This is a genomic window from Amycolatopsis sp. cmx-4-61 (assembly GCF_046548775.1).
Classification (GTDB): domain Bacteria; phylum Actinomycetota; class Actinomycetes; order Mycobacteriales; family Pseudonocardiaceae; genus Amycolatopsis.
In genome coordinates, this window is sequence record NZ_JAEBEI010000002.1 from 47,003 (window position 1) to 70,018 (window position 23,016).

The following is a 23,016-nucleotide window of genomic DNA, read 5'->3' on the forward strand; positions in this document are numbered from 1 at the left end:
GGATGGCCCGGAGGTGCGGATCCGGACGGTCCACGGCGCCGCGCCCTGGCTGCGGGGAGGTCCGGGAACAGCCGCCCGGCACTGTCTGAAGAGGACAGTCCACAACGGAGGGCGGCACCCCCGCCGGGAGTGCCGCCCTCCGGCGCGGCTACTTCTTCAGGCCGTGTTCGATCGCCTCGATGATCCGCGGCCGCAGCTCGGCCGCCGAGATGATCGCGTCCACCGAGCCGACCTCGACCGCGCGCTGGATGCTGTGCACCCGGTCGAACTCGGCCGCCACCTCGCTGACCTTCTCCGCGCGGACCGCCGACTGGACCTCGGCCAGCTGGGCGCTCAGCGCCGCCCGCGCGGCGCCGCCGGCCGCCGCCACCTGGGCCTGCAGTTCCGTCACGCGCGGGTCGTTCGCCGTGCGGTTGTTGACCTCACCCGCGAACACCACGGCCGCCGCCGGGGCACCGCCCAGCACCGAAGCGAACGAGCCCTCCAGCGCCAGCACGGTCATGTTCGGGTTGAGCGCCTTGGAGAACACCACGAACGCACCGCCGTGGTACCGCGAGATCACGGTGAACACGATCGGGCCCTCGAAGTTGACGATCGCCCGGCCGATCTCCGCGCCGTACTCCAGCTGCAGCTTCCGCAGCGACTCCGGCGAGCCGTCGAAGCCGGACAGGTTCGCCAGCACCACCAGCGGCCGGTTGCCCGACGCCGCGTTGATCGCCCGCGCCGTCTTCTTCGACGACCGCGGGAACAGCGTGCCCGCGGTGTAGGTGTCCGGGCCGTCGGTGGGCGGGAAGCCGCGGCGGGGGACCGACCGCGACTCGATGCCGACCAGGCAGACCGGGCGCCCGCCGATGTGCACGTCCTGCACCGCCGCGGTGTCCGCGTCGGCCATGCCCGCCCAGCGCTCCAGCACCGGGTGGTCCTGGTCCGACAGCGCGCGCATCACCGTCCGGATGTCGAACGGCTTCTTGCGGTCCGGGTTGTGCTCGGCCGAGAAGATCTCCCCGACCGTCCGGAAGTCGCTGCCGACGACCGCGTGCGGGTACGCCGAGACGTCCCGGTCGACCGGGTCGCTCGTGCCCGCCTTGCGCGGCCCGGCCTCGCCCGGCACCACGTACGTGTGGTCGTAGTGCGCCATCAGGACTTCCCGCGCGGCCGGCAGGTTCGGCGCCCAGTACTGCGCCTGGCCGTTCGGGCCCATCACGCGGTCGTAGCCGCCGATGCCGAAGTTGTCCTCGGCGGACACGCCACCGGAGAAGTCGAGCGCCTGCTTGCCGGTGAGCACCATCGCCGAATCCGGGGTCATGACCAGCACGCCCTTGGTGTGCATGAGCATCGTGGCTTCGGCGTTCCAGTACGGCTGGGCGCCGACGTTGATGCCGTTGACGACGATGTTGATCTCGCCGCCGTCCTGGGTGAAGGTGACGATCCGCTTGAGCGCCGCGGCCACCCAGTCCATGTTCTCGGTGCCCGAGGACATGGAAATCCGGGCGCCCGACGACAGCGCGAACCACTCCAGCGGCACCTGCATCCGCTCGGCCAGGTCGAGTGCCGCGATGACGCGCGAGCACTCCGGCTCCGACAGCGCGCCGAGCGACTTCGTCGGGTCGCCGAGCAGCACGACCCGGGTGACGCCCTCCGGGTGCCGCTGGGTCGGGGTCGTGACGACACCGGCGACGATCGCCGCGGTGTTCTTGCCCTTCGGCCGGTCAACCGGAACCAGGAGGCCCGAGGAATCCAGGTCGTGTTCGGTGAACGTGCCTTCGGCGCCGGCCAGCAGGTCGGTGAGCTCGTAGGGGTAGACGTTCCCGCGCCGGGCCGCGCGCAGCACCTTCAGGCGGTAGTCGTCGAGCGGCTTGACCGGCTCGGTCGACGGCGCTTCGACGTGCAGCCGCGCGCCGCGCCCGGCGTCGAGGGTGATCCGGACGGCGAGCTCGGTCAGCTTGCCCGCGTCCGTGCGACGCCGCGCCAGGAACTGGACCTCCTCCAGCCCGGCACCCACCGACGTCGGCAGGATGCGCTGGACCAGGGTGTTCAGCTCTTCGGTGGTCAGGTCGGTCGGCGGCCAGACGTACATCATGATCCGGTTCGTGTCGAACCGCTTGTGCTGCGGCCGCTGCGCCTGGATGTTGCGGATCGCGTCGAGGCAGGCGGTGACGGCGTCCTCCAGCGCCGGCAGCGCGACCAGCCGTCCGTCGGCTTCGCGCAGCGGCGTCAGGTCGCGGACCTGGCCCATGGCGATCAGCCGCTCGTCGGCCGGGTTGGTCTTCGCGACGGCCTTGAAGAGGTAGATCTCCTCGTCCGCCGACGGCAGCCGGGTGAGGTCGAACTCGCGCAGCCGCTGCAGCTGCAGGCGCTGGGCGATCTGCGGGTGCAGGCCGCGGATCAGCCGGTCCTCGGTGAAGGCGGTGGAGCCATTGCCTTCGCGCTCGAAGGTGAAGTGGTGGTGCATCACCGCACCGCCGGTGCCGGCCACGGTGACCACGATCCGGCGCACGCCGGCGGGCAGCGGGTTCGCGGCCAGCAGCGAGCCGAGCCGCTCGGCGGTCGCGTCGACGTCCGGCTGGTCCTCCCAGCGCAGGTACAGGTCGGCGACCACGCCGTCGGTGGCGACCTCGCCGAGCGCGCGGAGGGCGCCGGGCAGCTCGGCGATGTCGACGGCGGTGGTGACCAGCGGCAGCACGCCTTCGGGGGTGTTCAGCTCGGCGGTCAGCCAGCGGTGGCCGCCGGCTTCCCGCACGGTGACCCCGGAAAGCCGCCGGTTGCCGTAGTAGCGGCGGGTCAGCACCTCCAGGAGCGGAGCGTGGTCGCGGCCGGGCCGCCCGATCCGCTGCCCGATCAGCCGCACGAGGGGCTGCGAGCCGGTGATCATGGCCTGGATCCGCTCGGCGCGGTCCGGCGCGTCCGGGTGCTGGTCGAGGTAGGTCAGCTCGGTGCGGACGGCGGCGTAGACGCGGGCGCGGTTGCGGCGCAGCAGCGGCTGGGCGAACCAGCGGAACACCACGCCGCGGGCCAGGTCGGACACCGCCGGGAAGCGCACCTGCGTGGCCTCGACGAGGTGTTCCAGGGTGAGCCCGGCGCGTTCGCTCAGCGCCTCGGACGGCGGCGCCCCGGTCAGCCACTGGCGCAGCAGCTCGGAGACGACCGCGACGTCGGCGGCCGTCCGCTGCTGGGCCAGGAAGATCCGGAAGACCGCGGCCTCCAGCTCCGGCGTGCGCTCCAGCTCGGTGACGCCGTAGTGCGCGAGGACGCGCTTCAGCTTCGCCTGGAAGCCTTCGGTGACGCCGGCGCGCTCGACGTCGAGGCTCTGCAGGTAGCTGTGGAAGAACTCACGCGGGCTGTGCACCGCGCCGTTCGGCACGGTGTCCTCGCCGCCCGGGGTGTTGCGGCTGAGTTCGGACAGGTCGGCGAAGACGGTGAGCAGCTCGAGCTCGCCCGCCACCGGCCGGTTGCCGAGCTCGGTGCGGGCTTCCACGTAGGTGGCGACCAGCCGCTTGCGCTCGGCCGGGTCGACGTCGAAGCCCAGCAGCAGGCTGCGCAGGTCCTGCAGACCGCGTTCGACGCGCTCGGCCGCGGTCACGCCGTCGGGCACCGACGGCAGCTCGATCTCGACGGTCTCGCCGGTGTCGGCGGCTTCCTCGGCGGCGTCGTCGGCCAGGGGCTCCAGCCGCATCAGCGGGGCACCGGTCTCGACCTGGCTGCCGACGGACACCGGGCATTCGCGGACGCGGGCGCGGAACGGCGCGCGCAGCACCGTCTCCATCTTCATGCTCTCCAGCACGAGGATGGGCGCGTTCGCCTCCACCTCGTCACCGACCGCCAGCGGGGTGGCGACGACCAGCGCGGGGGCGGGGGAGCGGACGACGCCGCCTTCGTCGCGGCTGATGCGGTGGGTGACGCCGTCGACCTCGACCAGGTGGATCGGGCCGTGCGTGGCCGAGACCAGCCGGAAGCGCCGCCCGTTGACCAGGATCTGGCCGCTGTGGGCGTCGAAGCGGTCGATCTCGATGTCGGCGTGGTGGACGTCGGACGCGCCGGCCGAGATGCCGACGCGGAAGCGGCTGCGCCCGGCGCGGGCGACGGAGACGCGGTAGCCGACGCCGCGGAGCTTGAGGTCGAGCGGGCGGCCGCTGTCGTGCTGCACCTGCGGGCGGCCGCCGTGCGCGGTGGACAGCAGGCGCTGGACGGAGACCTCTTCTTCGTCCTGGTAGGCCTCGATGGCGGCCGCGGCGAGCGCGATCGCGGAGTGCCGGTGGGTGACCAGCCGGCCCTCGGCGCGGACGCGGTCGATCCAGCCGGTGTCGGCACTGGCGTCGATGACCTCGGGCTGGTCGAGCAAGTCCAGCACGAAGCTCTTGTTGGTCGCGCCGCCCTCGATGATCACGGTGGTCTCGGCCATCGCGCGGCGCAGGCGCCCGAGAGCTTCGTCGCGGTCGCGGCCGTAGGCGATGATCTTGGCGATCATCGAGTCGAAGTCGGCCGGGATCGTGTCGCCCTCGCTGACGCCGGTGTCGACGCGGATACCGGGGCCGGCGGGCAGGGCCAGCCGCGCGATGCGGCCGGGGGAGGGGGCGAAGTCGCGGTCGGGGTCCTCGGCGTTCAAGCGCGCCTCGATGGCGTGCCCGCTTTCGGCGGGCTGTGCGCCTTCGAGCTTGCCGCCGCCTGCCACGTGCAGCTGCAGCTTCACCAGGTCGGTGCCGGTGGTGATCTCCGTGATCGGGTGCTCGACCTGCAGCCGCGTGTTGACCTCGAGGAAGGCGAACAGCTTCTCGCCCGGGTGGTACAGGAACTCGACGGTGCACGCGCCGCGGTAGCCCACGGCCACCGCGAGCCGCTCCGCCGACGCCTTCAGCTCGGCCGTCTGCGGCGGCGCGAGGACCGGCGAGGCCGATTCTTCGATGATCTTCTGGTTGCGCCGCTGGACCGAGCAGTCGCGGACACCGAGCGCCCACGCCGTCGCGCCGTCCGAGATGACCTGGACCTCGACGTGCCGGGCGCCGGTGACCAGGCGCTCCAGGAAGACGACACCGGAGCCGAAGGCGCGCAGGGCCTCCTGGCTGGTGCGCTCGTAGGCGTCGGCCAGCTCGTCGGCCGACGACACCTTGCGGATGCCGCGCCCGCCGCCGCCCGCGGTCGCCTTGAGCATCAGCGGGTAGCCGATCTGCTCGCCGGCCTTCAGCGCGTCGTCGAGGGTGGCGACCTCGCCGCGGCTCCACGGCGCGACCGGCACGCCGACCTCCTCGGCGATCAGCTTCGCGCCGATCTTGTCGCCGAGCTTGCGCATCGCGTCGGCACTCGGGCCGACGAAGGTGACGCCGACCTTTTCGCACAGTTCCGCGAACGCCGGGTCCTCCGCCACGAAGCCCCAGCCGACCCAGGCGGCGTCGGCCTTCGTCTCGACCAGCGCCTGCTCGAGCTTGGCCAGGTCGAGGTAGGGGCGGGCCGCGGCGGGGCCCAGGTCGTAGGCCAGGTCGGCCTCGCGGACGAACGTGGCGGTGCGGTCCGCGTCGGTGTAGAGGGCGACCGTCTCGATCCGCGTCCCGGTTTCCGCCGACAGATCCCGGACGGCGTGGATGAGCCGCATCGCGGCCTCTCCGCGGTTGACGATGGCGACACGACTGAACACCGGCTGAGCCTCCCAAGTACGCACGCGCAGAAGGCGACGTACCTGTCCTGGAACGTCGCCCGCACCTGTCTACACCCTGGTGGATGACAGCGGGTCGGACCAATGTCCGCGATGGCGCATGCCGGAGCGGCTGCGTTGTGGGAACCCCACAAAAAGCGACCCGCACCACACCGTCTCGACCGGCTTTCACGCGAGGTTCGCGACAAAGCACGCTACGCGCGCGCGAACGGCGGGTGGCGCGGGGGCGATCAGGAGGCGAGCAGGACGTCGGAGTCGAGGACCTGGCCGAGCTCGCGGCGCTCGGCCTCCGAGAGCGGCACGGCGGCGACGTCGCACCGGCCGTCCGGCCCGGGCGCGGTGGTCACGGCCAGGACGGGCCGCCCGTCGATTTCACGCAGCGTCACCCGGCCCCCGCAGGACAGGTCGACGGTGATGCCGGGGCGGTCGCGATGCCTGCCCAGCCAGCGGCTGACGAAATCGAAGGTCATCGCGGTCTCCCCTCGGTACGGCGCACTCCCTCGGAGCACAGGTGTTGCCCACTGATGCCCCGGATACCGGAGGGTTACACCCGATCGGCGGAAATTTCGCCGCCGCGGAGGACCCGGCGGCGATCTCCCGCCCGGTGCCCGAACAGAGCAGGATCGCGGAAGTTCCGCGCCCGGCAATCGGTTTTGCCGCCATGATGGCCGGATGAAGCTGGCGCAGATGGTGACGGCCGCGCGGGAGGTCTTCTCGGCCCGGCTGGTCTACGGCGATCCGGTGGAGAGTGCCGGCACGGTCGTGATCCCGGCCGCGACCGTGTTCGGCGGCGGTGGGGGCGGTGACGCCGATGCACTGCCCATCCGCGAAGGGGCCGGCTTCGGGGTCTTCGCCCGGCCCGCCGGGGCGTTCGTCGTCCGGGACGGCGGTGTCACCTGGGTACCCGCCGTCGACGTCACGCGGCTCGGGCTCGTCGCCGCAGTTGCCGTCGTCGCGCTCGCGAAAATCTTGGCGAAACGCCGCTGATGCTGCCGAAAGTTCACCGCCGGTTCTCGTCCGCGTTCGCGTTGCCCGCCTAGCGTCGCATCGGGAGGTACGCATGAATCCTGGGGACTTCAGCCGGCGGACGCTGCTGGCCGGCGGGGTGGCGGCCGCCGCCGCGGGGATGCTGCCCGGCGTCGCGTTCGCCGGTCAGCCGAGCGGGACCAGCCGGACCCGGACCGTCACCGGCACGCTGAAACCGGACGTGCCGGACTGGTACTACCTGCCCGTCGACGTCCCGCGCGGCGTCCGGCAGATCGACGTCGGCTACTCCTACGACCGGCCGGCCGTGCCCGCCGGCACCCGCGGAAACGCCTGCGACATCGGCATCTTCGGCCCCGAGGGGCACGAGCTCGGCAACGCGCGCGGCTTCCGCGGCTGGTCCGGCGGCTTCCGCGACCGGTTCTCGATCAGCGCGTCCGAGGCCACGCCCGGCTACCTCGCCGGCCCGATCAAGCCCGGCCGGTGGCACGTCATCCTCGGCCCGTACACCGTTGCGCCGCAGGGCTTGGCCTACCGCGTCGACATCACCCTCACCTTCGGCCCCGACGGCCCGCCCTTCCGGCCGCACCCGGCCCCGGAGTCCGCGCCGGCCCGCGACCGCGGCCGCGCCTGGTACCGCGGCGACGGCCACCTGCACACCGTCCACTCCGACGGCCACCGGACGCCCGAGCAGCTCGTCGCCGACGCCCGGGCCGCCGGTCTCGACTTCATCGTCTCCACCGACCACAACACCTCCAGCTCCCAGCTGGTCTGGGGCGATTACGCCCGCGACGACCTGCTGATCCTCAACGGCGAAGAGGTGACGACGCGGTCCGGGCACTGGCCCGCGATCGGCCTGCCCGCCGGCACCTGGATCGACTGGCGCTACCGCGCGGCCGACCCGCGGGACTTCCGCCGCTTCGCCGACCAGGTGCACCGCGCCGGCGGCCTGGTCACCGCGGCGCACCCGTTCGCCAACTGCTTCGGCTGCACCTACGAATTCGCCTACGAGCTCGCCGACCTGGTCGAAGTGTGGAACGGCCCGTGGACGCAGGACGACGAGGCGAGCGTCATCCACTGGGACGGCCTGCTGCGCGGCGGCCGGTTCGTCCCGGCGATCGGCGACTCCGACGCGCACAACCCGGACCAGCGCGTAGCCCTGCCGCACACCGTCGTGCTGGCCGACCGGCTGCGCCGCCCGGAACTGCTGGCCGGGCTCAAGGCGGGACGCTCGTGGCTGGCGGAGTCGGCGTCCGTCCAGCTGGACTTCACCGTCTCCGGCGGCGGCACCACCGCGGGCATCGGCGAGCGGCTCGCCGCGGGCACCGGGACACCGGTGACGGTCAAGGCGGTGGTCGCCGGCGTGCCGGGGACGACGGTGACCTTCCTCGACCAGCTCGGCCCGGAACACACCGAGCCGATCGGCGACTCCGGCGCGGCCACGGTCACCTGGACGACCTACCCCCGCTACAGCCGCTGGGTGCGCGTCGAGGTCCGCCGCCCGTCCGGTGGCCCGAACACGACGGTGCCGAACGCCATGGTCGCGATGTCGAACCCGATCTTCCTCGGCGCCGCGTACTGAACCCCGCCCGGTGCACCGCGTCCTCTTGTTGGGCAGACTGGTGCGAACGGGTGACGGGGAGGCAGGGTGCGCGGTTGTGGCCTGAAGCTGGCCATGGTCCTGGGGGCGGTCGTCGTGCTGGTCGCGGGGATCGTCGTGGTGGTGGCGCTGACGCGCGGCTCGGTGAAGACGCCGGGGTGCACGGTGGCGCTGCCGGGGGACAACGCGTCCGCCTACACGTTCACCCCGGAGCAGATGAACAACGCCGCGACGATCGCGGCCGTCGGCCTGAAGCGGGGCCTGCCCGCCCACGCGGCGACGGTGGCGCTCGCGACGGCGTTGCAGGAGTCGAAGCTGCGCAACCTCGAGGGCGGTGACCGCGACTCGGTCGGGCTGTTCCAGCAGCGGCCCAGCCAGGGCTGGGGCACGATCGCCCAGCTGCGCGACCCGGTCTACGCGGCGACGGAGTTCTACGAGAAGCTCGAGAAGCTGCCGAACTGGGACACGCTGCCGATCACCGAAGCGGCGCAGGCGGTCCAGCGGTCCGGCGTCCCGGACGCGTACGCGCAGTGGGAGCCCCAGTCCCGCGCCATGGCGGCGGCGTTCAACGGCCAGTTCCCGGCCGCGCTGACCTGCCGCAACCTGACCCTGGCGGCCCCCGCGGACCTCGCCGCGGCGGCGACGGCGGAGCTGGGCACGTCCCGCGTGAGCGGCGCCCACCCGGCGGCCCAGGGCTGGACGTACGCGACCTGGCTGGTCGGCCGCGCGGCGGCGCTGGGCGTGGACAAGGTGAGCTTCGCCGGCCAGACGTGGACCGCGGAATCGGGCGCTTGGACGCAGGACTCCGCCGCGGGCCAGGACCTTTCGCTGCACCAGACCGCCGCGGCCCAGGCCAGCGAGTAGCCTCCCGACACCCAAGCGCCCCCAGGTGGCCTTCGGTGCGTGTGACGCACCCAAGGTGGCCTTCGGTGCGTGTGACGCACCCAAGGTGGCCTTCGGTGCGTGTGACGCACCCAAGGTGGCCTTCGGTGCGTGTGACGCACCCAAGGCCGCCTTCGGTGCGTGTGACGCAACCAAGGCCGCCTTGGGGCGCTTGGGGTCAGCGGGGGACTGATCGGGTGGCGGCCGCCCAGCGGACCGCCGGGCCCATTGCGCAGCCCGCGGCCAGGAACACCGCGCCCAGCAGGAGCCAGCCCGGGAAGCCCCAGCCGACCACCACCGTGCTCAGCAGCACCGGGCCGACCGCGCGGGCCACCGACGTGCCGGTGCCGAAGAAGCCCTGGTACTCGCCCTGCTTGTCGGCCGGGGCCAGGGCGAAGCCGATCTCCCACGAGCCCGCCGACTGCAGCATCTCGCCGAGCACCTGCACCAGCGCCCCGGCCACGAGCACCGCGAACGCCACCGGCGGTGTCGTCCCCAGCGCAGACAGCGCGAACGCCACGCAGGACGCCAGGAGCAGCACGCCCGACCGGCGCACCATCCGCGCCGCCGAGCGCAGCGACGTCAGCCTCCCCGCGACGCGGACCTGCAGGACCACCACGACCACCGTGTTGAGCACGAACAACGCCGACACCGTCCAGCCCGGCGCCGCGGTGCGTTCGACGATCCAGAGCGGGATCGCGACACTCAGCAGCGGCATCCGCAGCAGCAGGATCGCGTTCAGCAGCGTCACCAGCGCGTACGGCCGGTCGCGCAGCACGGCGGACTTCGGGGCACCCGGGTGGGGTGTCGCCGACGGTGGCACCGCCGGGAGCGCGTGCAGCAGCGCCGCCGTCACCACGAAGGCCGCCGCGTCGAGGACGAAGACCGTCAGGTACGCCGAGGCCGTGTCGGCCGAAAGCGCCAGACCGCCCAGCGCCGCCCCGACGGCGAGCCCGGCGTTGCCCGCGGACTGCAGGTGCGCGCGGAGGCGCGTCCGCCGCGCCGGGTCGGCGAGCGCGGCCAGCAGCGCCTGGCGGACGGCGGCCAGCCCGGTCTGGCAGCTGCCGTAGAGGCACGCCGCCAAGACGAACGCCACCGGCGAGCGCACCAGCAGGAACGCGAGGACGGACGTCCCCGTCGCCAGGGCCAGCAGCACCGCCGAGCCGCGGGCGCCGTGGCGGTCGGCGAGGTGCCCGAGCGGCACGCCGGCGACCGAACCCACCGCCCAGCCGAGCGTGAGCCCGAGCCCGACCTGCGCCGGGGTGAGCCCGGCGATCCGCGTGAAGAACAGCACCGAACAGGTCAGGAACGCCCCGTCGCCGAGCGAGCCGGCCAGCTGGGCCGCGGCCAGCAGACGACCGGGCCGCCGGGTCCCGGGACGGTCGAGCAGCACTGTCATGGGACGTACGTTAGGGGTGGCTTTGGCCCGATCCCAGAGCCAATCCGGACACAACGGATTGGGCCAATGTACGGTCGGCGGATGGACTTCCACGTCAGCCTGGCCGACCGCGGCAACCTCAGCGTCCGGATCTACCGGCAGCTGCGTGACGCCGTGCTGGACGGCAGGCTGCGCGCGGGGGAGCGGCTGCCGCCGACGCGGGAGCTGGCCCGGCGCCTGTCCGTCTCGCGCAACACCGTCGCGGTCGCCTACGACCGCCTCACCGCCGACGGCTTCCTCGCCGGCCGCGTCGGCGCGGGCACGTACGTCTGCGTGGAACTCCCCGCGCCGAAGCCGCGCAAGGCCCCGCCGGCGCGGGGGCCGCAGCCGAAGGCGGTGTGGCGGGCACTGCCGTCCCCGGCCGCGGAGGTCCCGGCTCCCGCGTTCGACTTCCGCGTCGGCATCCCCGACGCCACGCTGTTCCCGCTGGACACCTGGCGGCGCCTGCTCGCCCGGGAACTGCGCGACGCCGCCGGGCTCGCGCACTACGCGGAGCCGGGCGGGCACCCGGGCCTGCGCGCCGCGATCGCCCGGCACGTCGGCGTCTCGCGGTCGGTGCGGGCCGGTGCCGACGACGTGCTCGTCACCCAGGGTGCGCAGCAGGCACTGGACCTGCTGTGCCGGGTGCTGCTCGATCCCGGCGACCGCGTCGCCGTCGAGGAGCCGGGCTACCGGATGGCCAGGCTGCTCTTCGCCTCCCACGGCGCCGAAGTCGTCGGAGTGCCCGTGGACGGCGAAGGTCTCGACGTCGCCGCGCTGCCCGACCGCGCGAAGCTGGTGTACGTCACGCCGTCGCACCAGTTCCCGCTCGGCACGCCGATGTCCCTGGCCCGGCGCACGGCGCTGCTGGCGTGGGCCGACCGCGCCGGCGCGGTCGTCGTCGAGGACGACTACGACAGCGAGTTCCGGTTCTCCGACCGGCCCCTGGAACCACTGCAGAGCCTGGACCGCACCGGCCGGGTCGCCTACGTCGGCTCGTTCTCGAAGACCCTGCTTCCCGTGCTGCGCCTGGGTTTCCTGATCGCCCCGGAGTCACTGCGCACCGCGCTGCACCACGCGCGGCAGCTGTCCGGCTGGCACGGCGACCTGCCCGCGCAGGCGGCGCTGGCGGCGTTCGTCGACGAAGGCCTGTTCGCCCGCCACCTCCGCCGTGCGACGAAGGTGTACGCGGACCGCCACGAGCGCATCACCACGACGCTGGAACGGGTCTTCGCGGGCCGGCTGACCGCGGTGCCGTCGGCGGCCGGCCTGCACCTGTGCGCCCTGGCCGACGACGGCACGGACCTGGAGCCGATCGTCGCCCGCGCGGCGGCGGCCGGGGTGGCGATCCAGACGCTGTCCGATCTCTGCGGTGGGTTCCCGCGCCAGGGAGTGGTCCTCGGCTACGGCTCGATCCCGGTGGACAGCATCGACGCGGGGCTCGCGGTGCTGGACGAGGCCTGGGGCTCGCGGTAGTGGTCCGTCCGCCGGCGCACGGCGAGCAGGAGCCCGCCCGCGGCGGTCAGTGCCGCCGTGGTCAGGATCATCAGCCAGCCGTGGCGGAAGTCCGCCAGGTCCGGTGCGCCCGCGAAGACCGCCACCAGGACCGCCGTGCCAAGCACCGTGCCGATCTGCCGGGCCGTGTTCACCATCGACGAGCCCGCGCCCCAGCGCGCCGGCGGCAGGACCGTGCCCACCACGCCCGACAGGCTCGGCAGGATCAGCCCGACGCCGAGGCCGGTCAGCAGCTGGCCGGGCAGCATCGACGCCGCGTAGTCGGGCTCGGAACCCATGCGCAGCAACCAGATCAGCACCCCGGCACCGAACGCGACGCCGCCGAGGGCGACCACCGGGCCCGGGCCGGTGCGGTGCACGAACCGGCCGCTGAGGATCGACACGGGGACGACCACCAGCGGTCCCGGCGCCAGCGACAGGCCGGCCACCAGGATCGAGTCGTGCCAGACCGACGTCAGGAACAGCACGTTGCCGAACAGCATCGCCGCGAACCCGGCGGCGAACACCCCGGTGGTCAGGCAGGCCAGCCACAACGTCGGGACGCGCAGCGCCGGCAGGTCCAGCACCGGCACCGGATGACGCGCCGAACGCAGCGGAACCCAGGCCAGCGCGACGGCGGCGACCGCGAAGGCCAGCAGCACCGGCCACGCGCCCCAGCCGCGGTCGGGGGCTTCGACCAGTGCGTACGCCAGCGCGCCGACACCCACCAGCAACCCGGCGGCGCCGAAGACGTCCGGCACGCCGGTGGAGGTGTCGCGCGACTCGCGCAGCACCCGCGGCCCGGCCAGCAGCGTCACCGCGCAGATCGGCAGGTTCACCAGGAACACCCAGCGCCAGGACGCCTCGACGAGCAGGCCGCCGACCGGCGGGCCGAGGGCCGCGGCCGCCGCGCCCACCGACGCCCAGACCCCGACCGCCGCCGGCCGCCGGTGCGACGGGAACGCCGTCAGCAGCAGCGCCAGTGACGTCGGCATGACGAGCGCGGCGCCGACCGCCTGCACCGCGCGGAAGGCGACCAGCACCGGAATCGTCGGCGCGGCCGCGCACGCGGCGGAGGCGAGGGTGAACAGGGCCACCCCGGCGAGGAACAGCCGCCGCCTGCCGTAGCGGTCGGCCAGCCGCCCGGCCGGCGCGAGGCAGGCGGCGAACAGCACCGTGTAGCCGTTGAGCACCCACGACAGCGTCGGCAGGTCGTCGCCGGGGAACGCGGCCCGGATGCCGGGGAAGGCGATCGTCACGATGAACGTGTCGAGGCTGGCGAGGAAGGCGGCCGTCGAGACGACCAGCAGCACGAGGCCGGGCTTCGGCGCGCTGTCGGACATGATCCTCCTAGGTTTGAAACAGCAACCTAGCTGGAAGACCACAGTTTTAACAAGAGACTGACTCGGCTCGGGCCTTCAGCGCCGCCAAGGTGTGCTCGATGGAGGAGACGTTGTAGCCGGGCCGGTCGGCGCGGCCGGTGACCCGCGGGCCCATGAACTTCCGCACCACCCAGCTGCCGATCCGGTACCAGTTCTCGGTGACCACGCAGCCGCCCGCGGCCGGCGCCAGCACGTACTCCCACCGTGACACCCGCGAGCCGAACGGCGTGCGCACGTCGAAGGCGAACCGGCGGCCCGGCTCGAACGCGACCACCCGCACCCGCGTCCACCACTGCAGCTCGCCGTTGCGGTTGCGGCCGCGGAAGCGCGCGCCGAGGGCCGGGCCGGTGCCGTCCAGCCAGCGGCCGCCGGCGTTCTCCGGGCTCAGCTCGCCCATCCGCGGCAGGTCGGTGACCCACGACCACACCGTGTCCGGACCGGCCGGGACGGTGACACTGCGCGAAATCGTCGGTTCCACGCCCCGACGGTGACAGCGGCCGCCGCCGCCGGGCAAGGCACTCGGGCGGACTCCGCAGCCGGGAAGAGCCGGTCTGCGGGAAGCAGGGTCGCCCGGCCGGGTTGCGAGCCCGCGGTTGTGGGTACTACGCGCGCGGAGGAGCCCCACGAACACGGAGGGTGCGGTGGTCGGCGTGATCCCGATCGAAGTGGTGGGCATGGCCGTTCCGGTCCCCGGAGAGGCGCCCCTGATGCTGCTGCGCGAGCCGGAGGGCGCGCGGCGCTGGCTGGCGATCATGATCGGCTACGGCGAAGCCGAGGCCCTGGTGCGGGCGCGCGAGCAGATCGAGCAGCCGCGGCCGGGCACGATCGAGCTGCTCGGGGACGTGCTCGCCGCGTTCGGCCAGGGCCTGGCCGCGGTCGAGCTGACCGAGGTGCGGGACGGGATCTTCTACGCCGACCTCGTCCTCGCCTCCGGCACCCGCGTCTCGGCCCGTCCCAGCGACGCGGTCGCGCTCGGCCTGCGCCAAGGCGCGCCCATCAGGGTCGCCGAAGAGGTGCTGGACGTCGCCTCCGTGCAGCTCGAGGTCGAGCAGGAGACCGAAGGACCGGCGGCCGACGTGCTCGACGCCGAGGCCGAGGTCGCCCGGTTCCGCGCCGAACTCGACGGCCTGCGGCCCGAGGACTTCGACGACCTGTAGGAAAGTCTTCCCCCGCCGCCGATGAATTCCGGCGGGCGCGCCGGTACACCCGCCGACGCCGCCGGCGGAATTCACCGACAACGGGAGAACGATGCAGGACTTCGCGACGCGCACCGAACCGCACCGGCGTGAGCTGCTGGCGCACTGCTACCGCATGCTCGGCTCGGTCCACGAGGCCGAGGACCTGGTGCAGGAGACGCTGGTCCGCGCCTGGAAGGCCTGGCCGCGGTACGACCCGGCCCGCGCGTCGGTGCGCACGTGGCTCTACCGGATCGCCACCAACGCCTGCCTCACCGCCCTGGACGGGCGTGCCCGGCGGCCGCTGCCGTCCGGGCTCGGCGCACCGGGCGAGGATCCGGGCGCCCCGCTGACGCCGTCGTTCGAGATCCCCTGGCTGCAACCGTTCCCGGACGCCCGCCTCGACGACCCGGGCCGCCGCCTGGCCCGCCGCGGCACGCTCCGGCTGGCGTTGCTGGCGGCGATGCAGACCCTGCCGCCGAAGCAGCGCGCGGTGCTGATCCTGCGGGACGTCCTCGAGTTCAGCGCGGCCGAGGTGGCCGGCTTCCTGGACACGACCCCCGCGGCGGTCAACAGCGCCCTGCAACGCGCCCGTGCCGGACTCGGCGGGCTGTCGGCGGACGAGGTGCCCGAGCCCGACGACACCGCGGTGGAAGCGGTGCTGGACCGCTACGTGCGGGCGTTCGAACGCGCCGACGTCGCCGGGCTGGTCGCCCTGCTCGCCGACGACGTCGTGATGGAGATGCCGCCGGTCCCGCTGTGGTTCCGCGGACCCGGCGACTACGGCGGGTTCATGGCCCGGCTGTTCGGCATGCGCGGCCCGGAGTGGCGGATGACCCGGACCGCCGCCAACGGGCGGCCCGCGCTGGTGGCCTACTGCCGCGACGACACCGGGGTGTTCCGGCTGCACACCCTGCAGGTGTTCACCGTGCGCGGCGGGCGGGTCGCGCACAACGTCGTGTTCGCCGATCCGGCCGTCCTCGCGCTGTTCGACCTGCCCGCGACTCAGCCGGCGGCCCGGGCTTCCGACGGACGGCCGTAGGCGCCGCCGTCGTTGCTGCGCTGCAGCAGGCCTTCGTCGACCAGGTAGCGCCGCAGCGTCGCGTGGTCGTCGTGGACCATCGAGAGCTTCTCGCGGACGTCCTGCTCGGTGTAGAGCCGGCCCGGTTCGAAGCGGTCGGCGAGGTGGGCGAGCAGCAGCTGCCGCCGCTTGCCCGAGTGCGGGATCGAGACCAGCCGTCCGTGCCGGAAGAGCCCGTCCAGCGGGTCGGCCGGGCCTTTGGCGAGAGCTCCGCGGAACACTTCGGGCGCGGCCCGGTAGCGGCCGCCGGTCTCGGTGACGAGCCCGGCGTCGATCAGCCGCTTCGCGAGCTTCGGCGTGACCGCTCCCGCCTCGAGCCCGTCGGGGGCGGTGCAGATGCGGGCGAAGAGCTGGAGCCGGTCGGGGTCCGCGAGTGCGGAGACCAGCGCTTCCGGGGCGGCCATGGTCTGCGACCGTACCCGGGGCCCGCCCCGGGGGTGAACCGGGTTTCCTCGGGCCGGTAGGTTGCCCACCGTGCCCCGTCCGACCGCGCCGGCGACTGTGCCCGGGGCCGTGTTGCGCACGTCGATCGTCGAGCGGCTGTTCGCCCGCGCGGACGACGACCGGCCGCTGTTCACCCACCAGGACCACTCGCGCGGTGCCGAGCACACGTGGACGTGGGCGGAGTTCGCCGCCCGGGTCCGCGTCGTCGCGGGCGAGCTGCGCGGCGCGGCCGAGCCGGGGGAGCGCGTCGCGATCCTCGCGGGCCAGGAGCTCGCCTACCCGCTGGCGTTCTTCGGGGCGCTGGCCGCCGGGCTGGTGGCCGTCCCGCTGATGGCGCCCTCGAGCGCCGCGCAGGCCGGCCGGCTCGCCGGCGTCCTGGGCGACTCCGGCGCGCAGATCTGGCTGACGTCGTCGGCGGCCGCGGCGAAGCTGCCCGCGCACGAGCCGGTCGTGGTCGTCGACGAGCTGACCGGGCCCGGCGCCGACCCGGTGCCCGTGACGCCGGACACCCCGGCCTACCTGCAGTACACCTCCGGCTCGACGCGCGAGCCGGCCGGCGCGGTGATCCCGCACCGCGCGATCGTCGCCGCGTGCTGGCAGGGCAGTCTCGCCTACGCCGTCGACGAGGGCACCACCTGCGCCGGGTGGATCCCGTTCTTCCACGACATGGGCCTCATCCAGCTGCTGTGCCTGCCGGTCTACGCCGGCGGGCGATCGGTGTTCATGGCCCCCGCGGAGTTCGTGCACCGGCCGGCGCGGTGGCTGCGGCAGCTGGCGGGCTACCCCGCGGTGTTCACCGCCGCGCCGAACTTCGCCTACGACCTCGCCGCCGACACCGACACCGGCGAGGACTTCGACCTGTCGGACGTGCGGGTCGCGCTCAACGGCAGCGAACCGGTCCGGCCGCGCACGATCGAGCGCTTCCACGAGGTCTTCGGGCCCCGCGGCTTCCGGCGGGCGGCGCACCGGCCGTCGTACGGGCTCGCCGAGGCCACCGTCTACGTCGCGAGCGCGGGCGAGGACGGGCCGCGCAGCGCGGTGTTCGACCGCGAGCTCCTCGCGCAGGGCCGGGCGGTCGAGACCGACGGCGGACAGGAACTCGTGTCGGTCGGCCGGCCCGTCGGGCAGCTCGTCCGGATCGTCCGGGACGGCCGCGTGCAGCCCGAAGGCCTGGTCGGCGAGATCTGGGTGCACGGCCCCAACGTCGCGGACGGCTACTGGGGCCGCGGCGACGCCACCGCGTTCGGGGCCCACCTCGAGGGCCTGGACGGCTGGCTGCGCACCGGCGACCTCGGCGTCGTGCACCGCGGTGACCTGTACGTCACCGGCCGGCTCAAGGACCTCATCGTCATCGACGGCCGCAACTTCCACCCGCAGGACATCGAGGCGGCGGCCGGGGAGGCCCACCCCGCGGTCCGCCGCGACCGCGTCGCCGCGTTCGGCGTCGCCGACTCCCGCGGGGAGGGCGCGGTGGTGGTGGCCGAGCGGGTGCGCGGCGCCGACGCCGACGACCGCGAGGTGACCCGCGCGGTGCTACGGGCGGTGTCGCGGGAACACGGCCTCACCCTGCGCGCGGTACGTCTGGTCCCTTCTGGTGGCCTCCCGCGCACATCGAGCGGCAAGGTCGCCCGGTCGGCCGCCAAGGCACGTTATGGTGACTCCCGTGGGTGATCACCGCGCCGAGGTCACGAAGGTCGTCTGCGACACCTTCCGGCTCGACCCGGCTCTCGTCGAGCCCGACGCGCCCCTGGAGGAGCTGGGCATCGACTCGAAGGGCCGCATCAAGCTGCTGGCGGCGCTGGAGATCTACTACGGCGTGACGATCGACCTGGACCGGCTCGACCGGTTCACCGACGTGGGATCCGTGGCCGGCGTGCTGGCGGAAGCCCTGGGAACTCCCGGATCTTCAGGAGAGGCGCGGAAATGAGCAGCGGGGGCTACACCGCGACGACCGAGGCGTTGTCGGCGGCGGCCAAGACCATCGGCGACCTGGCGGAGCACCTGCTGGACGACAACCCGGACCTGCAGACGCCGCAGGTGACGGCGGAGAAGTTCGGCCGGGCGCACGGCACGCACGCCACCAAGTACACCGCGGGTGCGCAGGCGTTGTGGGCCGCGGTCTCCGGCTACAGCAGCACCCTCGGCTCGTTCGGCACGAACCTCGGCACCGCGGGCTCGAGCTACCGCACCAACGAGGGCGACCAGGCCGGCGCGATCACGAACGCCGGAGGCTCGCTCTGATGGCGGACAAGAAGAAGTGGTCCGACGTCAAGGCGATCCTGGACGACCCGAGCGTCCCGCCGGCGCAGAAGAGCGCGCTGATCAGCAGCTGGCTGCGTGAGAACCCGCCACCGCCGCCGTTCCTGGCCGACCAGGAACCGGACGAGATCAAGCAGAAGCGGCAGGAAGCCGAGAAGTACGCGAACGCCTACAACGCCAACCCGTTCTTCGCCGGCCAGTCGGTCGACGAGGCCTACGACAAGGCCAAGGTGAGCGGCGACCAGAACAGCTACAACGAGGACCAGGAGAAGAAGGCCGTCGACGACGGCAAGAAGAAGCTCGACGAGACCCAGCCGCCCGCGGCCGACAGCAGCGCCGGGACCAAGACCTCCGACGAGATCTTCGACGCCGCCGCGCCCGCGCTGAAGGTGTTCGAGACGTTCGGTTCGCTGCTGGCGAAGATCCCGGCCGACTGCCGCGGCAACACGCGCGCCCTCGACCTCGACAAGGACATCCGCACCCCGTTCGACGAGCAGCGCGGCATCAGCTTCGCGGACTTCGTCGCCGACGCCGGGCACTTCAAGCGCGGTGCGGAGACGGTCGACCGGACGCTGCAGGACACCGGCTCGCAGCTGGGCAGCCTGTACCAGAGCTGGAGCGGCGCGGGTGCCGACGCGGCGTCGGACACCTACAACGACAAGATCCAGCCCAAGGCGGCCAAGCTCGCCCAGACGCTCGGCAACGCGAGCGAGGCGACGCTGAACACCGCGACGACGGTGTTCCAGCTGTGCAAGGGCAAGGCCGACGCGGTCATCGGCATGTACACCGACCTGGTCGGCAAGGCCGACTACACGATGGCGCAGAAGGTCGTCGCCGTCGCCAACGGCGAGCACGGCAACGAGCAGGACCTGGCCCAGATCGCGGGCTGGATGGACCTCAACTTCGGTACGAACCTGGTCAAGACGCTCAACGACCAGGGCTGCTGCGACGGCGACGAGATCAAGAAGCACGGCCAGGACCTGGCCAAGCAGTGGATCCAGAACCAGTTCAACCCCGACATGTGGGACCGGCTGTACCAGGGGTTCGCGAAGACCTGCAAGGACACGAAGGACCTGGTCGACCAGGCGTACGACGCGCTCGACAAGGTCATGGGCGGGATCCGGAACGAGTTCGAGGGCGTTTCGATGCCCGGTGGGTCCGGTAGCGGCGGCTCCGGCGGCTCCGGTACGGCCGGTGGGTCCGGTGGCGGTCCCGGGGGTTCGGGCGCCACGGGTGGCTCGGGCGGCGGCTCGGGTTCGGGCGGGTCCGGTTCGGGTGGTTCCGGTTCGGGCTCGAGTGGTTCCGGTTCGGGTTCGGGCTCGGGTAGTTCCGGTTCGGGTTCGGGCTCGAGTGGTTCGGGTTCCGGTTCGGGCTCGGGCGGTTCCGGGTCCGGCGGTTCGGGGACCGGTGGGGGTGGCGGTTCGGTGCCGCCGATTCCCGACACGAGCGCGGGGGCCGGTGTGCCGGGCGGTGGCTCGGGCTCCGGGAGTGGCTCGGGCTCCGGGACCGACCTGCCGAGTGGTGCGGGCTCCGGCGGCGGCTCGGGCACGGGTGGCGGTGGCTCGGTGCCGCCGATCCCGGACACGAGTTCGGGTGCCGGTGGCGGTTCCGCGGGCGGCGGTTCCACGGGCGGCGGTGCCGGATCGACGGGCGGCCACGACGACCAGGCGGCCGCGGCGGAGGCGGAAAAGCAGCAGGCGGCGCAGGCGGCCGAGGCGGCGAAGCAGAAGGCCGCGGACGCGCTGAAGCTGAAGGAGTTCAGCGGCCCGGGCATCCAGACGGATTCGGGGGCCGGAGCGGGCCTCGGTTCGAGTGGCGGCTCTGGTTCGGGGTCGGGCTCCGGCGGCGGCTCCGGGTCCGGGTCCGACGGGACGGCACCGTCTTCGGTGCCACCGCCGTCCGACAACGGCCAGGATGCGGCCGCGGCGGCTGCGGAGGCGGCGAAGAAGAAGGCTGCGGATGCGCTGAAGGAGTTCAGCGGTCCGGGTATCCAGACGGATTCGGGTGCCGGGGCGGGTGGTCTAGGCGGGGGCTCCGGTTCCGGCGGTGACACCGGCTCGGGTGCCGGGGATGGCGGTCAGGATGCGGCCGCGGCGGCTGCGGAGGCGGCGAAGAAGAAGGCTGCGGATGCGCTGAAGGAGTTCAGTGGTCCGGGTATCCAGACGGATTCGGGTGCCGGCGCGGGTGGTCTGGGCGGGGGCTCCGGCTCGGGCGGTGACACCGGCTCGGGTGCCGGGGATGACGGCAAGGCCGCGGCCGAGCAGGCCGCGGAGGAGGCGAAGCAGAAGGCTTCGGACGCGCTGAAGGAGTTCGGCGGCCCGGGCATCGAGACGGATCCCGGTGGGGACGCCGACCACGACGGCAAGCCCGACGGCCTGTTCGGCGACCACGGCCGGGGCGACGACGACCCGGACGTCCTCAAGGTCAAGCAGGGCGACAAGACCTTCGAGATGACCGAGCCGGACCACGACGGCAAGATGGACATCAAGGTCGGCGACGGACCGGGCGAACCGAAGGACTTCAAGCTCGACTGGTCCGCCGACGACCAGCCGGGCGGCGATCCACAAGGGACGGACGACGACACGTACCGCCCCGGCCCGGACGGCAAGATCCACATCGAGGACGGCGACCTGCAGATCACCGCCGAGCGGCCCGACGGCCCGGACGGCCCGACGGTGGTGACCGTCGACGACGGCACGGGCACCCCGACGACCTACACCCTCGGCGAGGACGAAAAGCCCGCCGGCGCGCTCGGCGACACCCCCGCCAATCCGGTCGACGACCTGCCGACCCACCGGGGCACGCTCGAGGACCTCCAGCACGACGGCAGCACCCCCGGCTCGCACGGCGGGGGCGCGGCTCACGACGATGCCGCCGGTTTGCACCACGGTTCGGAGCACGATGGTGCGGCAGGTTCGCACGGCGGCGGCGCGGGCCACGACGGTGCCGCTGGTTCGCACGGCGGCGGCGCGGGCCACGACGGTGCGGCGGGTTCGCACGGCGGCGCGCACCACGGGGGCGACGGTGCCCATTCCGGCGGAGACGGCTCACACCCCGGCGGCACCGACGGTTCCCACGGCGGCGGCGGTGCGCACCACGGCGGCGGTGCCGGCGGCCCAGTCCCGCACGGTAGCGGCGCGCACTCCGTTCCCTCGGCGGCCGGCTTCGGCGGGGGTGCGCACGGCGGCTTCGACCCGGCCGGCGCGGGCCTTGGGGACGCACCCGTGTCCGGCGGTGCCCACACCGGCGCCGGTCCTGCGCAGCCGCAGCCCGCGGCCGCCTTCGCCGCTGCGCCCGGCGCGGCCGGTGCCTCCGGCTCGTCGATGTCGGGGATGCCCGGCATGGGCGCGATGGGCGGGGCCCACGGCGGCGGTGGCGGCGACACCGAACGCCGCTCCTCGGCCTACCGGATCGAAGGCGCCGTCTTCGACAACCTCGGTGAGCCCGGCCGGCGGATCATCGGCTCCCTCGACGACGAAGACCCGCCGTCCGCCCGGACCTGGTAGGAGGACGCATGACCGACATCGCCGGGATGAAGGCCGAGCTGGACGGCCTCGTCCGCGAACAGGCCGATCGCCGTGCCCTGCGGGAACAGCAGGGCGAGGAGATCAAGGCCCGTTCCCACGAGTACATGACCAAGCAGGTCCAGGCGGCCGAGCGGTACGTCCAGCACGTCCGCGAAATGGCCCAGCGCAAGACGAAGTCCGGCTGGAGCACCGACCGGTCGCAGGCGCAACCGGCGTCGGCCTTCGCCGCGGAGGAGTACTCCGCCGGCTTCGAACCGGCGTCGCGGCCCGTGCGGGACGAACCGCGGCCCGCCCGCCGTCCGCGCGCGGCCCTCGAGGAGGACGAGGACTTCAACAACCCCTGGTGAACCACAGGTCGACGGCGACCTCGGGCAGCCGCACGGTGAACGTCTCCGCCGGGGCCAGCCGTCGCCGCAGTTCCGCCTCGAACCCGGCCCGCCGCGCGCCGAACAGGTGCGGCGCCGAGCTCGACAGCGAGAACACCCCCGCGACGACCTCGTCGACGGTGCGCGTCACCACCCGGCCCGGCACTTCGAACCGCCGCGGGCCGTGGAAACCCGCCGCCCGGTAGATCGCGGCCTCGCCGCCCGCCGTGCCGTCCGGCAACACGCCCTGTCCGGCGCGCCGCACCGGGCCGAGGTATTCGCGCACCAGCTCGGTGATCGCCGGGTGCACGAGTTCGTGCGTCGACGCGTGGACGTGGGCGCAGACCCCGTCCGCCGCCAGCATGTCCCGCACCGCCGCCGCGACGCGGGGCCGGTCGAACCAGTGGAACGACTGCGCGAAGGTGACCAGGCGGAACCGGCCCAGCCCGGCCGGCAGCTCCTCGGCACGCCGGTGCACCCACCGGCAGTTCCCGATGCCCGCGTCCGCCGCGAGCCTGCCCGCTTCGGCGAGCATGTCGCCGTCGGCGTCGAGGCCGACCGCCTCCTCGAACGATCCCGCCAGTAGCAGCGTCAGCGAGCCGGGCCCGCAGCCGACGTCGAGCAGCCGTCCCGAACCGTCCAGTCCGAGCTCGGCGGCGAAGGCCGCGGCCAGTCCGGGCGGATAAGCCGCGCGCCCCCGTGCGTAGTACTGCGCGCTGCCCGAATAGAGGGACGGATCCCATTCCCATGCGTTGGCCACAC

Annotated in this window: 18 protein-coding genes; 11 read left to right on the forward strand and 7 right to left on the reverse strand. The window is 73.5% G+C overall.

Translation table 11 applies throughout. The features are described from left to right. Nucleotides 1-148: 148 nt before the first annotated feature. Entirely contained in the window at nt 149-5,626 is a 5,478-nt protein-coding gene (locus ACLJOU_RS08645; protein ID WP_410564872.1) for a biotin carboxylase N-terminal domain-containing protein, read from the reverse strand. 248 nt (nt 5,627-5,874) lie between these two features. After that, the gene (locus ACLJOU_RS08650) at nt 5,875-6,114 is read right to left on the reverse strand and encodes a hypothetical protein (protein ID WP_410564874.1); all 240 of its coding nucleotides are present in this window, start codon (nt 6,112-6,114) and stop codon (nt 5,875-5,877) included. A gap of 202 nt (nt 6,115-6,316) precedes the next feature. Between ACLJOU_RS08650 and ACLJOU_RS08655 the strand changes: the two genes are divergently transcribed. The 3 genes from ACLJOU_RS08655 to ACLJOU_RS08665 all read left to right on the forward strand — a co-directional run bounded on the left by ACLJOU_RS08655 (nt 6,317) and on the right by ACLJOU_RS08665 (nt 9,092). Next, nucleotides 6,317-6,631 carry a hypothetical protein gene (locus tag ACLJOU_RS08655; protein WP_410564876.1) on the forward strand — a complete coding sequence of 105 codons (315 nt, stop codon included), beginning with the start codon at nt 6,317-6,319 and terminating at the stop codon, nt 6,629-6,631. Nucleotides 6,632-6,704: 73 nt separating this feature from the next. Further along, a complete protein-coding gene (locus tag ACLJOU_RS08660; protein ID WP_410564879.1) occupies nt 6,705-8,210 on the forward strand; it encodes a CehA/McbA family metallohydrolase in 1,506 nt (501 codons plus the stop codon). Between the two features lie 93 nt (nt 8,211-8,303). Then, nucleotides 8,304-9,092, forward strand: a complete 789-nt coding sequence (locus ACLJOU_RS08665; RefSeq protein ID WP_410566659.1) for a hypothetical protein — start codon at nt 8,304-8,306, stop codon at nt 9,090-9,092. A gap of 196 nt (nt 9,093-9,288) precedes the next feature. On the opposite strand, the gene ACLJOU_RS08670 is transcribed toward ACLJOU_RS08665, so the two are convergent. Further along, nucleotides 9,289-10,509, reverse strand: coding sequence for an MFS transporter (locus ACLJOU_RS08670; RefSeq protein ID WP_410564881.1), 1,221 nt, complete (start codon nt 10,507-10,509; stop codon nt 9,289-9,291). Nucleotides 10,510-10,590: 81 nt separating this feature from the next. Here ACLJOU_RS08670 and ACLJOU_RS08675 point away from each other — a divergent pair, with 81 nt between their 5' ends. Then, a complete protein-coding gene (locus ACLJOU_RS08675) occupies nt 10,591-12,003 on the forward strand; it encodes a PLP-dependent aminotransferase family protein (RefSeq protein WP_410564883.1) in 1,413 nt (470 codons plus the stop codon). On the opposite strand, the gene ACLJOU_RS08680 is transcribed toward ACLJOU_RS08675, so the two are convergent. Continuing rightward, the gene (locus ACLJOU_RS08680; RefSeq protein ID WP_410564886.1) at nt 11,931-13,364 is read right to left on the reverse strand and encodes an MFS transporter; all 1,434 of its coding nucleotides are present in this window, start codon (nt 13,362-13,364) and stop codon (nt 11,931-11,933) included. The two genes, ACLJOU_RS08675 and ACLJOU_RS08680, sit on opposite strands and share 73 nt — an antisense overlap. A 46-nt stretch (nt 13,365-13,410) precedes the next feature. Beyond that, nucleotides 13,411-13,881, reverse strand: a complete 471-nt coding sequence (locus ACLJOU_RS08685; RefSeq protein WP_410564888.1) for an SRPBCC family protein — start codon at nt 13,879-13,881, stop codon at nt 13,411-13,413. A 163-nt stretch (nt 13,882-14,044) separates the two neighbouring features. On the opposite strand from ACLJOU_RS08685, the gene ACLJOU_RS08690 reads away from it, so the two are divergent. Together ACLJOU_RS08690 and ACLJOU_RS08695 are read left to right on the forward strand one after the other, a co-directional pair. Next, on the forward strand, nt 14,045-14,560 hold the full coding sequence (locus ACLJOU_RS08690) for a bifunctional nuclease family protein (RefSeq protein WP_410564890.1): 516 nt from the start codon (nt 14,045-14,047) through the stop codon (nt 14,558-14,560). 91 nt (nt 14,561-14,651) lie between these two features. After that, a complete protein-coding gene (locus ACLJOU_RS08695; protein ID WP_410564893.1) occupies nt 14,652-15,620 on the forward strand; it encodes a sigma-70 family RNA polymerase sigma factor in 969 nt (322 codons plus the stop codon). Here the strand turns inward: ACLJOU_RS08695 and ACLJOU_RS08700 are convergent. Further along, nucleotides 15,584-16,063, reverse strand: a complete 480-nt coding sequence (locus tag ACLJOU_RS08700; RefSeq protein WP_410564895.1) for a DUF2087 domain-containing protein — start codon at nt 16,061-16,063, stop codon at nt 15,584-15,586. The genes ACLJOU_RS08695 and ACLJOU_RS08700 overlap by 37 nt on opposite strands. Before the next feature lie 70 nt (nt 16,064-16,133). On the opposite strand from ACLJOU_RS08700, the gene ACLJOU_RS08705 reads away from it, so the two are divergent. Genes ACLJOU_RS08705 through ACLJOU_RS08725 form a run of 5 tightly spaced genes read left to right on the forward strand, consistent with a single transcriptional unit; the run spans nt 16,134 to nt 22,236 of the window. Next, nucleotides 16,134-17,774, forward strand: a complete 1,641-nt coding sequence (locus ACLJOU_RS08705) for a fatty acyl-AMP ligase (protein ID WP_410564897.1) — start codon at nt 16,134-16,136, stop codon at nt 17,772-17,774. Then, complete coding sequence (locus ACLJOU_RS08710) at nt 17,755-18,030, forward strand: acyl carrier protein (RefSeq protein ID WP_410564900.1); 276 nt, start codon at nt 17,755-17,757, stop codon at nt 18,028-18,030. The genes ACLJOU_RS08705 and ACLJOU_RS08710 overlap by 20 nt, the downstream gene beginning before the upstream one ends. Further along, on the forward strand, nt 18,027-18,344 hold the full coding sequence (locus ACLJOU_RS08715; RefSeq protein WP_410564903.1) for a hypothetical protein: 318 nt from the start codon (nt 18,027-18,029) through the stop codon (nt 18,342-18,344). Before ACLJOU_RS08710 ends, ACLJOU_RS08715 begins: the two co-directional genes overlap by 4 nt. Next, a complete protein-coding gene (locus ACLJOU_RS08720) occupies nt 18,344-21,868 on the forward strand; it encodes a WXG100 family type VII secretion target (protein ID WP_410564906.1) in 3,525 nt (1,174 codons plus the stop codon). Before ACLJOU_RS08715 ends, ACLJOU_RS08720 begins: the two co-directional genes overlap by 1 nt. Before the next feature lie 8 nt (nt 21,869-21,876). After that, a complete protein-coding gene (locus tag ACLJOU_RS08725; RefSeq protein ID WP_410564908.1) occupies nt 21,877-22,236 on the forward strand; it encodes a hypothetical protein in 360 nt (119 codons plus the stop codon). On the opposite strand, the gene ACLJOU_RS08730 is transcribed toward ACLJOU_RS08725, so the two are convergent. Further along, on the reverse strand, nt 22,220-23,014 hold the full coding sequence (locus ACLJOU_RS08730) for a class I SAM-dependent methyltransferase (protein WP_410564910.1): 795 nt from the start codon (nt 23,012-23,014) through the stop codon (nt 22,220-22,222). The two genes, ACLJOU_RS08725 and ACLJOU_RS08730, sit on opposite strands and share 17 nt — an antisense overlap. Nucleotides 23,015-23,016: the final 2 nt, after the last annotated feature.